This is a genomic window from Lysinibacillus fusiformis, from assembly GCF_003049525.1.
GTDB classification, from domain to species: Bacteria; Bacillota; Bacilli; order Bacillales_A; family Planococcaceae; genus Lysinibacillus; species Lysinibacillus fusiformis.
The window spans coordinates 428947-442130 of the sequence record NZ_PYWL01000003.1; the positions used below are offsets into that span (position 1 = coordinate 428947).

Consider the following 13184-nt stretch of genomic DNA (forward strand, 5'->3'; position numbering starts at 1 on the left):
TTGCAGGAGCAAATACTATCGTTTTTAATCGACCCATTCTTTCTCTTGCTCAAGATGACACTGTTGCTTTGTAGTTATGTCATCATGATTTTAATCATCAACATGATATTACCAGAATTTGAAAAAGGGACAAGAATCCTCTTTTTTCTAATTGTGTTAGCTACGATAGGACCAGTTGTTGTTAAATCTTTTACATTAATTGATGAAATTGCACAAGGACTAGCCCATTTATTTACGGCGTTTTATCCTATTTTGACCTCAAGCTTTATGTTATCTAGTAGTATTACAGCCATTGCATCCTGGCAGCCTTTTTTGCTGTTTTTTGTACAAGTTCTCACAATTATTAGTAGTAAGTGGCTTATTCCTGGTGTTTTGTTAGCCATTGTTTTTGATGTATGTAGTGTGATTGTCAAGGAAATATCTTTTACACGGATCGCGGATTTGATTCGCTTTACCATTATGAGTATCGTTTCTGCCTCTGTTATTTGCTACGTCCTATTGATGACTGCAGGAGGAGTGGCAGCGTTTAGCGTCAATGCAGCTGTAGCTGAGCCAGTCAAAAAATTAATTGAAGAAAATATTCCGGTGGTTGGTTCGTTTATAGTTGATAGCTTTTCAATGTTTCAGCATATGACACAATTTACATCCTCCCTTACTAGCATTAGTGCCTTTATCGCAGTTATTACCGTATCGTTTATTCCAACTGTTCAACTTGTTGTCAGTGCCTATTCTTTAAAAATGCTTGCGGCTATTTTAGAACCAATTGCCTTTGATGATATTTGTAGACTACTAGATCAAATTAGTAAATCCCTATTTACCTTATGTGCAGTATCATTTTTGATTGCTTTTTCATTTATGTTCTCTTGTTTTTTCCTCATTGTGTTCGTACAAGTTATGGCAGGGGGGAGATAGATTGATTCTTTTATTGGCATTGCTCTTTGTTTGTCAGATATTTGTGTTTCTAACGGATGATAAGGAAATAATTTCACTCACAAAACTGGTCATCACGTTAGTATTTTTGCAATTGCTATTAAAGATTCCATTTATCAATTCATAGGAAGAAACAAGCGTACATACACTTGAAAAAGAGAAGATGAAAGGAGGCAATGTACAAGTGATGTGGAAAAGACACGAAAAAAAACAACGTCATTAATGGTTTTAATACTGGTAGCTGCCTCCGTTGGTATTTTCATCATTTTGCCTATGTATCAAACGAATTCAACGAACGACAAAGGTTCACCGCTCACGAATGAAGAAAAACTTGAGCAAACACTGAAAGCAATGCAAGGTGTTGGGGAGGTTAAAGTCTATTTTTATTATGGAGAGATGACAGATGACCAAGATGCCAATAAACTATTCAGCCAATATTTTCGAGGGACTGAGCAAGGCGCGAAAAACGTAACAGGAATGCTAGTTGTTTCAGAAGGTGCATCCGATATCTTTGTGAAAAATGAAATTCGTGCAGTCGTCAGTCAAGTGATGCAGTTGCCGATTCATCGAATTATTATCGTTCCAATGGAAAATAAGGAGGAAAAGTAAATGCGCGTACGTAGAAGAACAGTTTGGTTTATGACATTATTAAGTTTAGTAGCAGTCATTTCAGTGTATTATTTGGTTGATCCAGCAAAACAGTTCAATGGTCTTACTATTTTTACGGATGATACATTACAACAAACAGCTGTAAGTGGTGTTACAGATCAAAAAGCAACGAATGATGTGACACAAGAAGTTTCTTCACCGAGTCATTTATTTGAAGAAATGCGTATGCAAGTTAGTGATGAGAGAAGCCAACTTCGTGAGCAGTTAACACAAAAAATTGCTTCAGAAGAATCTTCCGCTGACGAAAAAAATGAGGCATTCAATGAAATGGATGGTCTTATTAAACGAGAATCAGCAGAAGCAATGCTTGAAATGCTCATTAAATCATTAGGCTATTCTGATGCATTTGTTCGTGCTGAAGGAGAAAAAGTTTCTGTTACAGTCATGGCTGAAGAATTATCAAAATCCCAAGCAAATGAAATTATATATTTAGTAAGAACAGAGATGGAAGGCGCAAATGATGTACAAGTAAAGTTCAGCGCGAATAATTATTAAAAATATAGAAAATAATAAATTTTTAGTTTATTCAAAAAGAGTTGTTATATATCAGCGTTATGAAAAGGCTTTCGCTTAGTAAAGGAAAGCCTTTTATTTTGTTCATATTTACTTAATTTTCATTTAACTATTTCAAATTGATTCGAAAAAATATAAAATAGTTATTGTAGTAGATTTTATTTCATAAGGAGAGTTAGAAATGTTCAAAATTCAAGAAATTCGCGAAATTATTAAATTAGTAGATTCTTCTTCAATTGACGAGTTTGTGTATGAGGTAGATGGCGCAAAAGTTAAGTTAAAAAAGAATAATATTGTTGTTACAGAAACTGTAGCACCTAAAAAAGAAGTAGTAGCACCTGTTGTACAACAATCTGCACCAGCAGAAGCTCCAGTAGCAGCACCAGCTAAAGTGGAAGAAGCACCTACTGCAGCGGCGCCAGCGATTAACGACCCATCGCTACATAAAATTGTATCTCCAATGGTCGGTACCTTCTATCAATCACCAAACCCAGATTCACCAGCTTACGTAAAAGCAGGCGACAAAGTAGGGAACGAAACAATTGTATGTATCGTAGAAGCAATGAAATTATTCAACGAAATTGAAGCAGAAGTGCAAGGGGAAATCGTTGAAGTACTTGTGAAAGATGGCGAATTAGTAGAATACGGCCAACCATTATTCCTTGTAAAAGCTCAGTAAGGAGTGCAAATCATGAAAAAAGTTTTAATTGCAAACCGCGGCGAAATCGCTGTGCGTATCATTCGTGCTTGTAAAGAGTTAGGCATTCAGTCAGTTGCTGTGTACTCTGAGGCAGATGCAGACGCATTACATGTGAAATTAGCAGACGAAGCCTACTGTATTGGACCAAAGCTATCAAAAGATTCTTATCTTAGCTTCCCAGCTCTACTTAGTGTAGCTGAAAAAACAGGTGCTGACGGTATCCACCCAGGCTATGGCTTTGTATCGGAGAACGCTGATTTTGCAGAAGCTTGTGAAAACGCTGGCATTAAATTTATCGGTCCATCATCTGATTCCATTAAAATTATGGGTATCAAGGACGTAGCACGTACAACAATGGAAGCAGCAGGAGTTCCACTTGTTCCGGGTACTGGTATTGTGCCAGATATCGAAACAGGTAAAGAATGGGCTGCTAAAATTGGCTATCCTGTAATCATCAAAGCCACTGCTGGTGGCGGTGGTAAAGGGATTCGCGTAGCACGTACAGAAGAAGATCTTGTCAAAGGTATTGATATTACGCAAAAAGAGGCTGCTGCTGCATTCGGTAACCCTGGCGTATATTTAGAGAAATTCATCGAGTACTTCCGTCACTGTGAAATCCAAATTTTAGCGGATGGCTATGGTAACGTCGTGCATTTAGGCGAGCGTGACTGTACTGTTCAACGTCGTATGCAGAAGTTAGTAGAGGAAGCTCCATCTCCAGCTCTTTCTTCTGAACGCCGTGCTGAAATGGGTGCAGCTGCCGTAAAAGCAGCCCAAGCCTGTGACTATGAAGGTGCTGGAACAATTGAGTTCATTTATGACTATCAAGAGGACAAGTTCTACTTCATGGAAATGAATACGCGTATCCAAGTAGAGCACCCAGTAACAGAAATGATTTCTGGTGTAGATCTTGTACAACAACAATTAAAAATTGCATCTGGTGAAAAACTACCTTTCACTCAAGATGATATTCAATTAAATGGTTGGGCTATTGAATGCCGTATTAACGCAGAAAATGCCTATAAAAACTTCATGCCTTCAGCAGGAACTGTGGATACGTATGTAACGCCAGGTGGCTATGGTGTACGTATTGATTCTGCTGTCTATGCAGGTTATACAATTCCACCATACTATGATTCAATGGTGGCAAAACTTATTGTTCATGCCGATACACGTGAAGAGGCGATTGCGAAAATGAATCGCGCGCTAGGTGAATTTGAAGTATCTGGTCCTGGAATCAATACAACGATTCCATTCCACCAAGCATTGATGAACAATGACGTTTTCAAATCAGCACAATTCAATACGAAGTTCCTTGAAGAGAACGATGTTTTGGGTGTAGCAGAAAAAGTGAAGTAAGCGTTCGCTATTTGAAAAGCCTCTAACTTTTACAGTTAGAGGTTTTTTGTTTATCTAGAAAAGATCAGCGTACAAGGGACTTTGATTTAGAAGATATGACAGAAGCTATACAGCTACGAAGCTTTGATGGTACGTTTAAAGTGGAAGATACGATACTCATTACTCCACCAAAGCTAATGATTGATGTAGCTGAATGACATGAGGCTAAGACGGGTGTAGAAATTAAAAGTGCTTTGTTAATGGTGAAAGGGCAAATGCGTCTGTAGGGGTTCGTAAAGCGACAATCAGTGAATATATATAAACTTTTAAACGTTTAGTAGATGTTTGTTCAAGTGGATTATTCTCCCACATTTGATTGTGAGAGCATAGCAAAAGGACTTGATTGTAATGAGGTTGAATCATACTCACAAGCCCTTAGTATGATAACTATTGTTTTGAATGTCGAATGGTTGATCATAGTTCCTATTTTAGTTTTTCCAAAACCTTATCAATATCATTCCACACATAGACGTATTCTTCTAACACTTTTCCACCAATATTAATTTGCACCGTCTTCACATATTCCGCTCCGTAATATTCATAGAAAAAACGTGTTTTATTTTCTGCTAATACTTCTACAAATATTGACTGATACCCACTCTGTTTAAAATACATAAATAACTCTTTCAATAAAAGTTTTCCAATCCTTTTGCCTTGATATTCTTCTAGTAGGTAAATAGAGGTTAAGTCACTTGAATTACGTTCAACGTTTTTTTCTCTAGTTGAAGCAACTGCAAAGCCAACAGTTTCTCCAATTTCATTTTCAGCGACAAGAACATAATTATCTTCTCTGATGATATTTCTTTCCCATAATTTTTCTCGTTGTTCATAGGATAATTTATCTAAAAAACTATCAGGAACAATATTTTTATAGGTTGTCCTCCAACTGTCAACATGAACCTTTCCAATACCTTGTGCATCTTGAATTGTTGCTGTTCTAATTTTCATCTTCATTCCCCCATCATATTTCTATCTTTTCCTTTACTAACAGAAAATTCTTTTTATTTAAAAACATAACATATTAGAGTAAGAGTTGGTAGTTAAATGGAGATTGCAAAATCTTGTAGAAGTGTTCAAAGCGACTGTAGCGCCTATGAGCGTTCTTATGATTGATTTGAAAGCATAAAAAGGACTAGCATATATGAGATTCATCATTCACATAAATCCTACTCCTAATAAACTAAGCGCAACAACTATTCCATTCCACCAAGCATTCATGAACAATGACGTCTTCAAATCAGCACAATTCAATACGAAGTTCCTTGAAGAGAACGAAGTATTGGGTGTAGCAGAAAAAGTGAAGTAAGCGGTCGTTATTTGAAAAGCCTCTAACTTTTTTTGCAGTTAGAGGTTTTTTGTTTATACCATTGTATAATTTGGGTAGAGCAGTTGAGGAGGGGGATCAAGATGCCTGTATATAATAAGCTAGTAAGAGATAATATATTAGAAATAATGGATGCGAAAGGTGTAACTTATCGTGCGCGTACTCTAGAACCAATTGAGCTTTTAACGGAAGTGAAAGCAAAAATGCTCGAGGAAGCTAGGGAGTTTCATGAAGCTACTACTGTACAAGATGAGGTTGAGGAATTAGTAGATATTTTAGAGCTAGTATATACAGCAATTTGTGCACTAGGTGTGAGCTATGAAGAGCTTGAGGCATTCCGTAATCAGAAGAAAATGGAGCGCGGAGGCTTTGACAAGGGGATTTATTTAATAAATGTTGAAGATCAATAATAATCATTTCATGAAGCTTCTTTATAAATTAAAACGGCTTTCGACAGCCAAACCTTCCTTTTTATAGTATAATATATGTAAGTACAGCATTTGTTTGTGATGTGTAAGGGAAAGGATGATATTTGTATGGCAGAGAAAGTAGGACAATCTTTCGTACAACCAACACCTTCTGGAAAAGAAGAGCTTGGAAAAATTGAAGTAGCGGCAGAGGTTATCGAGGTTGTGGCAGGGATCGCAGTAAATGAGGTCGAAGGCATTGCTGCAACACGTGGTAATATTGCGACAGGTGTCGTGGAACGTTTCGGTAAAAAGGTACACAATAAAGGGATTAAATCAGGTGTAACAGAAACGGGTGAAATCGCTATTGATGTATTTTGCTCTGTGAAATATGGATATGCCATTCCTAAGGTAGCGAAGGAAGTACAAACACAGATACGCCAAGCTATTTTTAATATGACAGCACTCGAAACTGCAGAAGTAAATGTGCATATTACAGCGATTCATTTCGAAAAAGAAGAAACTGTAGTACATGAATAAAACTAAAAGGATTGCCCGTAGATGACATATCTGTGGGCAATCCTTTTTAAATTTGGAAATTCATTCATAATATTATATTGTATCGCTGTCCGTTTATAATTCAATATGCTTTGGTTTTCTCCAGAATAACGCAAGGATGACACCAATTACTAAAACAATTGTGGCAAAGTAATATGGATAGTTCAAATTAATATCGAACAATATTCCGCCTAAAATAGGACCGAAAATATTACCAAGGCTTGTAAACATAGAGTTCATACCACCCACAAACCCTTGCTCATTGCCAGCAATCTTAGATAAATAAGAAGTGACTGCTGGACGAATTAAATCGAAACCAACAAAAATAAAGAATGTGACAAATAAGATGGCAAAATAATGATTCACGATAGTCATAGCAAAAGTTAAGACCGCTGAGAGGATCAGCGAATAGCGAATGACATTAATTTCCCCCATTTTCTTTGTCAGCCAATCAAATAGTAATAATTGTGCCAATGCACCTACAATTCCACTACCTGTAATGATAATGGCGATATCTGATGGCGTAAAGGCGAATTTATGGTCGACGAATAAACTAAATAATGATTCGAATGCAGCTAAGCCAAATGATAGGACGAAAATAAGAATAAATGGAATGAAATAAAGCGGGCTAAATACTCGCTTGGCACTCCCTAAAATTGATGTTGGTGTATCTTCCTTATCTCCAGCACGTGTTGGTTCTTTTAATAATACCAATGAAAAGATTGCTGCTATAAGGCCAAGGACACCGGCCGCATAGAAAGGTACACGTGTACCATATTCGGCTAGAAATCCTCCAATTCCAGGACCAATTATAAAGCCTGTACTAATTGCAGCACTCATATAGCCAAGGGCTTTCGGGCGTTGAGATAGTGTTGTAATATCGGCAATATAAGCAGTGACGGCTGGCATAATGAAGGCCGCACTCACGCCACCTAACATTCGAGAAATAAAGAGGACTTCAATGGAACGTCCCAATCCAAATAAAAACTCAGAAAGTCCAAAAATAAAAAGCCCTGCAACAATCATGACTTTGCGGCCAATATTATCGACTAGCTTACCTGCAATAGGTGACACGATCAGTTGCGTAATAGCAAAGGCTGCCACCATATAACCAACGACAGAGCCTGAAATATGAAGCTCATTCATGATGGTTGGTAAAACTGGAATGACTAAACCAATACCTAAAAAGGCAATGAATAGATTCGATAGTAAAATTGCTAATGTTATATTTTGCTTCTTGCTCATAATGTTCTCCTTTTATTCGTTCACGATACATGAAATTGACATTCTACTAGAATATTTCCATGTATTACGATAAACCCTATAGTAACTATAGGGTCAAAAGATTTGTTTTCAATTTGATGATTTTTTATCAGTTTGGAAATTAATGTGGACAGTTATACATAAAGGGAGATTGTATCTTTATTGTATTTTTCGAATCTTTAATTCAACAATGAATTTCTTTTCATGCTCTAAAGTAAGGGTTGCGGGCATATACAGTTCATAAACTTGAGATTCAAAAGCTTCTGACTGAGCCATGACATAATTTCTTAATTTTTCATAAAAAGAAAAGTAGGTATCCGGATGGTAGATAAATGCAATACAGACAAATGTACCAGCAGGTATAATGGTTTGTTCAATATTCGACGATAGCTTCGAAAATACTCGCTCTGTTAATAGCGGGGTGAAAATGGCGTCATAAATAATTGCATTCACATTTTCATAGGGAGCGAGCGGATATATACAACCATAGCGACTATTTAATACACTGCCTTCCTTCTCAATAATTTTTGTAAGTGTTGCGTAATATGTATTGGTACTAGAAGTTGGAGTTAATTTGGTAGTTGTCACTTGTAAAATGGGCATGGCTTCCTCTACTTGTATATATACCTCACCAAAGAAGGGGATATCGATTTGTTCCTGTAATTGCTTTTTGGTTTTTAATAACGTGTTTTTTACTTCATTCAAGCGTGAAATTTTAGTATCAATTCTTTGCTCTTGCTGAGCAAAAAAGTCAAGTAGTTCTTCAGACGTTAATTTGAGCGCTTTCTTTATATCCTCTAACGAAATGCCAATATATTTAAGTGATTTAATGATATCTAAATAGAAAATTTGACTGTCTTTATAATAGCGATAATTGGTATAAGTATCGGTATAAGCAGGCTTAAATAAATCGATCTGATCATAATAACGTAACGTTTGAACGGATAGATTGGACAGTTTGGCAACCTCACCGATTGTATAATAATGTTCCTTCATAATGGCCTCCACTAGTAGTAGCTAAAGAAGTTTCGGATGGCATCAAAGCGAATTTTATGCTTGCACTCTTCGCAATAAAATAGGTGAGCTTCACGTTCTTTCATTTGTTTGTATTGTGCTTCACCTTCTTGGAGCTTGAATGGTTTTTTACAGCTCGTGCAAATAGCTTCATATTGCATTGTGAACACCTCTGTAGATTCTTTCAATTTTCTTTATTATAACATTTTGTGAATTAAACAAGCATTTTGGAATGCTCGAGACGAATTGTTAGATGCGCAAAAAGTTTCTTGAAAAAGGTTTCAGATTATTGAAAACTTGCTTGAAATCGTGTTTCTCAGGCGATTTTATGCTATTATAAACCTTAATGCCACTTAAGAAGGAGAGCTTTACATGAAACGACATGAAGCACGCGAAAAAGCGTTGCAAGTTTTGTTTCAGCTAGACAATACAGATTTAACAGTTGAAGAAGCAATGGGTCATATTAAAGGCCAACCGACAAATGCCTTCTACGAAAAAATTGTTACTGGAACAGCTGAACATTTGGAGGAAATTGATGCTACATTAGAACAGCATCTTGAAAAGTGGTCACTTGCCCGTTTACCCAAAATTGAGAGAACTGTTTTACGCCTAGCTGTATACGAACTGTTATACATGCCAGAAACACCAAAAAGAGTAGTACTAAACGAAGCAATCGAGTTATGTAAAACATTTGGCGATGATAGTTCATCTAAATTCGTCAATGGTGTACTTTCTAAATTTACAGAACAAGAATAATGTGTTGAATTGGAAGGAGTAACGAAGGTTTATGTCAAGTGCAATTATTAATGGTAAAGAGATTGGTCAAGAAATTCGTAATGCTGTAGCAGAGCGTGTAATTCGTTTAAAAGAACAAGGGTTAACACCTGGTTTAGCGGTTGTGTTAGTTGGGGACAACCAAGCTTCAGCTACATATGTGAGAAATAAACAAAAATCTTGTGAAGCAATTGGTATGTATTCGGAACTGATTAAATTACCTGAAGAAACGACGCAAGAGGAATTATTAACACAAATTCAACTATTAAATCAACGTGAAGATATTCACGGTATTTTAGTACAATTACCACTTCCAAAACATATTGATGAGGATAAAGTCATTGCGACAATTGCTGTCGAGAAGGATGTTGATGGCTTCTCACCTGTCAGTGTTGGGAAAATGATGCTTGGCCAAGAAACATTTTTACCTTGTACTCCTTTTGGCGTAATGAAGCTTCTTGAGTATTCAGGAATTGAGATTGCAGGAAAACATGCTGTAATCGTAGGACGCAGTCATATTGTAGGTAAGCCAATGGGGCAACTACTATTGCAAAAAGATGCTACGGTAACGTATACTCATTCCAAAACGCCAGATTTACCTTCATTTACAAAACAAGCGGATATATTAATTGCTGCTGTTGGACGTGCAAACTTTATTACAAAAGAGCATGTGAAAGAAGGGGCTGTTGTAATTGATGTTGGCATTAATCGTGATGACAACAATAAATTATGCGGCGACGTAAACTTTGCTGAAGTAGATGGTATAGCGTCTCATATCACACCTGTACCAGGGGGTGTTGGACCGATGACCATCACAATGTTACTATTCAACACTGTGCAAGCAGCTGAAAATAAGCTTGCTAATTAATAGCCTTTTTATGAAGTCATCTCAATATCATGTTGAGATGACTTTTTTTATGGATTGATTCCAGAACTTTTATGCTAATTTTGACGTCTAATGTAACGTTTGGGACATACATACTTAGTAGGAGGTTTTTATGGAAAATATCGATATTGTGTTAATTGTGAAGCATATCATTATTGGTCTTGTCCAAGGGTTTACAGAACCAATTCCGGTATCGTCAAGTGGACATGTGATGATTGCCAGCGAAATACTAGGGCTTGGTGAACAAGGGTTTACGTTCGCCATTCTAACCAATACAGCATCGTTACTTGCTATTGTTTATATTTATCGTGAGGATATAGTACGATTGATTTCCCATTTTTTCTTGTACTTGAAAACACGTGAGAAGCGCTACAATGCTGATTTTCGTTTTGCCTTGTATATCATTATAGGTTCTATTCCAGCGGGCGTTTTAGGAGTATTATTAAGTGATGTTATTGCAGACAATGTGAGTATGACGACAATTGCGCTCATGTTGTTTGTTACGGGTGCGGCTTTATGGTTGATTCGTAATATGCGTGGGAAGAAAAAAGATGCCGATTTAAGTGCGAAGGATGCCATTATTGTCGGGTTAGGGCAAGCAGTCGCTCTCACACCAGGTATTAGCCGATCAGGTGCGACGATTATTTCAGCTATTGCAGTAGGTATGAGACAGGATACAGCTTTACGTTTCTCCTTTATGCTTTATATTCCAGTAAGCTTAGGTGGGGTCGTATTAGGAATAACTGATTTTTTAGATGAGCCTAATAAAGGTGCGTTAGCGCTTCCTTATGCAGCCACTTTTCTAGCTACACTTATTATGACGTACTTTGCCATGCGTTGGTTTATGGGCATAATGAAAAGTGGTAAACTTAGCTATTTTACGTACTACTGTTTTATTGTAGGAACATTATTATTATTATTTTATTAAAATGTAAAGTCTCATAACAACTGTTGTTATGGGACCTTGTTTTGTTATTCATTGAATAGTCAATTTCTATTAGTTAGAACGTGTTGGAATATGTTATAGTTATTTTTTGATAGAAAAAAGACAGGCATTTTTTCTAGCGAAACTGCATTTAAACGCGTCAACACCAGTAAAAAATGTTATGATAGGTGTAGTTTTTGTAAAAAACTTGATCTTAGTAAAGGAGCCGAAAACATGTCCTCTGCTTCTTATTTAACTGTAAAAGCATTAACAAAATATATTAAACGAAAATTCGATGCGGACCCTCACCTACGCGAAGTGTATGTGAAAGGTGAGCTATCAAATGTAAAAATTCATCAATCTGGCCATATTTACTTTACATTAAAGGATGATGGGGCAAGAATTGCTGCCACGATGTTTAAAACGGCTGCCACGAAATTAGCATTTGAACCAAAAGAAGGTATGCAAGTATTTATCCGTGGTGATGTAAACGTTTACGAAGGCTACGGGACTTATCAGCTATATGTCCAAGAAATGCAACCGGATGGTATAGGTAGTCTATTTGTTGCCTTTAATCAATTAAAAGAGCAATTACAAAAAGAAGGGCTTTTTAAATTAGAATGGAAACAATCGATTCCAAAGTTTCCTGAAAAAATAGGTGTGCTAACATCAACGACAGGAGCAGCGATTCGAGATATTTGTACGACTTTAAAGAGACGTTACCCTCTAGCTGAAATTCTGATTTACCCTACACTTGTACAAGGAGCACAGGCGGCACCAAATATTGTACAAAACATTCAACGTGCCAATCAAGAGGCAACTTGTCAAGTGTTGATTGTTGGACGCGGGGGAGGCTCGATCGAGGATTTATGGGCATTCAATGAAGAAATAGTGGCGAGAGCTATTTTTGACAGTAGAATTCCTATTATTAGCGCAGTTGGTCATGAAACAGATACGACAATTGCTGATTATGTTTCTGATTTACGTGCACCTACACCAACAGCGGCCGCTGAGATGGCAGTCCCAGATCAAGCGGAGCTATTCCAACGGGTACTTTCCCAAAAATCTCAAATTCATCAAATGGTTAGGTCGCAACTTATGGCTGAACGACAGCGTCTTAATAAGCTCCAACAGTCTTATCCACTGTCAATGCCAGAAAGACTATATCGACCGTTTACTGAAAGATTGGCACAGCTCGAGTCAGGATTGCAAACAGCCATGCAAGTAGATTTGATGAAGAAAAGTGCTCAGCTTCAGCAATTACATAGTACGGTGGCACAACATTCACCAAAAAAAGCACTTGCCTTCCATCAACGGGAGCTAGAAGCGCGCATGCAACAATTAACACGTGCTACAACGTATTATGTAGCGAAGCAGCAACAACAATTTGAGGCAACTATTCGAACATTAGAAGCATTAAATCCATTATCCATTTTAACAAGAGGATTTACAGTCGCTTATAAAGATCAACAGATGATTAAATCATCCACTGACGTGCAGAAGCAGGATCATCTGACATTGACTTTCCATGATGGGAAGGTTGTGGCTGAAGTGAAGGATATTTTGCCAAAGAATGAGGGGGAATCGTTGTGACAGAAAAACAACAAACTTTCGCAGAAGCTATGACGGCATTGGAAGAAATAGTTCGCCAGCTAGAACAAGGCGATGTACCATTGGAAAATGCGATTGATTTATACAAGCAAGGAATGGAGCTATCAAAGTTTTGCCATAGTAAACTGCAGCATGCTGAAGAGCAGCTAGTATCTATTGTCCAAGAGACAGGTGAAACAACAGCATTTGATCCACTAAAGGGAGAGAATTAG

At 37.2% G+C, this 13184-nt stretch carries 17 protein-coding genes; 13 read left to right on the forward strand and 4 right to left on the reverse strand.

Translation table 11 applies throughout. The features are described from left to right. The 5 genes from C9J29_RS11010 to accC all read left to right on the forward strand — a co-directional run bounded on the left by C9J29_RS11010 (position 1) and on the right by accC (position 4171). Entirely contained in the window at positions 1 to 912 is a 912-nt protein-coding gene (locus C9J29_RS11010) for a stage III sporulation protein AE (RefSeq protein ID WP_036126944.1), read from the forward strand. A gap of 207 nt (positions 913 to 1119) precedes the next feature. Further along, positions 1120 to 1539, forward strand: coding sequence for a hypothetical protein (locus C9J29_RS11015; RefSeq protein ID WP_008179869.1), 420 nt, complete (start codon positions 1120 to 1122; stop codon positions 1537 to 1539). Then, entirely contained in the window at positions 1540 to 2094 is a 555-nt protein-coding gene (locus C9J29_RS11020; RefSeq protein ID WP_008179871.1) for a SpoIIIAH-like family protein, read from the forward strand. 199 nt (positions 2095 to 2293) lie between these two features. Beyond that, positions 2294 to 2791 (forward strand): acetyl-CoA carboxylase biotin carboxyl carrier protein, encoded by a 498-nt coding sequence (accB, locus tag C9J29_RS11025; RefSeq protein ID WP_008179873.1) that lies wholly within the window; start codon positions 2294 to 2296, stop codon positions 2789 to 2791. Positions 2792 to 2803: 12 nt separating this feature from the next. Continuing rightward, a complete protein-coding gene (gene accC, locus C9J29_RS11030; protein WP_008179874.1) occupies positions 2804 to 4171 on the forward strand; it encodes an acetyl-CoA carboxylase biotin carboxylase subunit in 1368 nt (455 codons plus the stop codon). A gap of 462 nt (positions 4172 to 4633) precedes the next feature. On the opposite strand, the gene C9J29_RS11035 is transcribed toward accC, so the two are convergent. Then, positions 4634 to 5158 (reverse strand): GNAT family N-acetyltransferase, encoded by a 525-nt coding sequence (locus C9J29_RS11035; protein ID WP_089986074.1) that lies wholly within the window; start codon positions 5156 to 5158, stop codon positions 4634 to 4636. A gap of 193 nt (positions 5159 to 5351) precedes the next feature. Here C9J29_RS11035 and C9J29_RS24315 point away from each other — a divergent pair, with 193 nt between their 5' ends. The 3 genes from C9J29_RS24315 to C9J29_RS11045 all read left to right on the forward strand — a co-directional run bounded on the left by C9J29_RS24315 (position 5352) and on the right by C9J29_RS11045 (position 6481). Further along, on the forward strand, positions 5352 to 5516 hold the full coding sequence (locus tag C9J29_RS24315; protein WP_164908727.1) for a hypothetical protein: 165 nt from the start codon (positions 5352 to 5354) through the stop codon (positions 5514 to 5516). A 101-nt stretch (positions 5517 to 5617) separates the two neighbouring features. Beyond that, the gene (locus C9J29_RS11040) at positions 5618 to 5944 is read left to right on the forward strand and encodes a nucleoside triphosphate pyrophosphohydrolase (RefSeq protein WP_090002492.1); all 327 of its coding nucleotides are present in this window, start codon (positions 5618 to 5620) and stop codon (positions 5942 to 5944) included. Between the two features lie 126 nt (positions 5945 to 6070). Beyond that, positions 6071 to 6481 (forward strand): Asp23/Gls24 family envelope stress response protein, encoded by a 411-nt coding sequence (locus tag C9J29_RS11045; RefSeq protein ID WP_036126940.1) that lies wholly within the window; start codon positions 6071 to 6073, stop codon positions 6479 to 6481. 93 nt (positions 6482 to 6574) lie between these two features. Here C9J29_RS11045 and C9J29_RS11050 read toward each other — a convergent pair whose 3' ends face one another. From C9J29_RS11050 to C9J29_RS11060, 3 genes are all read right to left on the reverse strand, one after another. Continuing rightward, the gene (locus C9J29_RS11050; protein ID WP_008179884.1) at positions 6575 to 7744 is read right to left on the reverse strand and encodes an MFS transporter; all 1170 of its coding nucleotides are present in this window, start codon (positions 7742 to 7744) and stop codon (positions 6575 to 6577) included. 177 nt (positions 7745 to 7921) lie between these two features. Beyond that, positions 7922 to 8758, reverse strand: coding sequence for a MerR family transcriptional regulator (locus C9J29_RS11055; protein ID WP_043990664.1), 837 nt, complete (start codon positions 8756 to 8758; stop codon positions 7922 to 7924). Positions 8759 to 8769: 11 nt separating this feature from the next. Then, the gene (locus C9J29_RS11060; RefSeq protein ID WP_083796517.1) at positions 8770 to 8937 is read right to left on the reverse strand and encodes a DUF2197 domain-containing protein; all 168 of its coding nucleotides are present in this window, start codon (positions 8935 to 8937) and stop codon (positions 8770 to 8772) included. A 211-nt stretch (positions 8938 to 9148) separates the two neighbouring features. Between C9J29_RS11060 and nusB the strand changes: the two genes are divergently transcribed. The 5 genes from nusB to xseB all read left to right on the forward strand — a co-directional run bounded on the left by nusB (position 9149) and on the right by xseB (position 13184). After that, on the forward strand, positions 9149 to 9532 hold the full coding sequence (nusB, locus tag C9J29_RS11065) for a transcription antitermination factor NusB (protein ID WP_008179889.1): 384 nt from the start codon (positions 9149 to 9151) through the stop codon (positions 9530 to 9532). Positions 9533 to 9563: 31 nt separating this feature from the next. Then, on the forward strand, positions 9564 to 10418 hold the full coding sequence (folD, locus tag C9J29_RS11070; protein WP_089986073.1) for a bifunctional methylenetetrahydrofolate dehydrogenase/methenyltetrahydrofolate cyclohydrolase FolD: 855 nt from the start codon (positions 9564 to 9566) through the stop codon (positions 10416 to 10418). Between the two features lie 130 nt (positions 10419 to 10548). After that, complete coding sequence (locus tag C9J29_RS11075; RefSeq protein WP_008179894.1) at positions 10549 to 11364, forward strand: undecaprenyl-diphosphate phosphatase; 816 nt, start codon at positions 10549 to 10551, stop codon at positions 11362 to 11364. A gap of 231 nt (positions 11365 to 11595) precedes the next feature. Continuing rightward, the gene (gene xseA / locus C9J29_RS11080) at positions 11596 to 12954 is read left to right on the forward strand and encodes an exodeoxyribonuclease VII large subunit (protein WP_089986072.1); all 1359 of its coding nucleotides are present in this window, start codon (positions 11596 to 11598) and stop codon (positions 12952 to 12954) included. Further along, positions 12951 to 13184, forward strand: coding sequence for an exodeoxyribonuclease VII small subunit (gene xseB / locus C9J29_RS11085; RefSeq protein ID WP_008179899.1), 234 nt, complete (start codon positions 12951 to 12953; stop codon positions 13182 to 13184). The genes xseA and xseB overlap by 4 nt, the downstream gene beginning before the upstream one ends.

Coding starts and splice junctions, on each gene's coding strand:
- accC (WP_008179874.1), top strand. CDS start 2,804: ATGAAAAAAGTTTTAATTGCAAACCGCGGCGAAATCGCTGTGCGTATC.
- C9J29_RS11020 (WP_008179871.1), top strand. CDS start 1,540: ATGCGCGTACGTAGAAGAACAGTTTGGTTTATGACATTATTAAGTTTA.
- C9J29_RS11045 (WP_036126940.1), top strand. CDS start 6,071: ATGGCAGAGAAAGTAGGACAATCTTTCGTACAACCAACACCTTCTGGA.
- xseA (WP_089986072.1), top strand. CDS start 11,596: ATGTCCTCTGCTTCTTATTTAACTGTAAAAGCATTAACAAAATATATT.
- folD (WP_089986073.1), top strand. CDS start 9,564: ATGTCAAGTGCAATTATTAATGGTAAAGAGATTGGTCAAGAAATTCGT.
- C9J29_RS11075 (WP_008179894.1), top strand. CDS start 10,549: ATGGAAAATATCGATATTGTGTTAATTGTGAAGCATATCATTATTGGT.
- C9J29_RS24315 (WP_164908727.1), top strand. CDS start 5,352: ATGAGATTCATCATTCACATAAATCCTACTCCTAATAAACTAAGCGCA.
- C9J29_RS11060 (WP_083796517.1), bottom strand. CDS start 8,937: ATGCAATATGAAGCTATTTGCACGAGCTGTAAAAAACCATTCAAGCTC.
- C9J29_RS11050 (WP_008179884.1), bottom strand. CDS start 7,744: ATGAGCAAGAAGCAAAATATAACATTAGCAATTTTACTATCGAATCTA.
- accB (WP_008179873.1), top strand. CDS start 2,294: ATGTTCAAAATTCAAGAAATTCGCGAAATTATTAAATTAGTAGATTCT.
- nusB (WP_008179889.1), top strand. CDS start 9,149: ATGAAACGACATGAAGCACGCGAAAAAGCGTTGCAAGTTTTGTTTCAG.
- C9J29_RS11035 (WP_089986074.1), bottom strand. CDS start 5,158: ATGAAAATTAGAACAGCAACAATTCAAGATGCACAAGGTATTGGAAAG.
- C9J29_RS11040 (WP_090002492.1), top strand. CDS start 5,618: ATGCCTGTATATAATAAGCTAGTAAGAGATAATATATTAGAAATAATG.
- C9J29_RS11055 (WP_043990664.1), bottom strand. CDS start 8,758: ATGAAGGAACATTATTATACAATCGGTGAGGTTGCCAAACTGTCCAAT.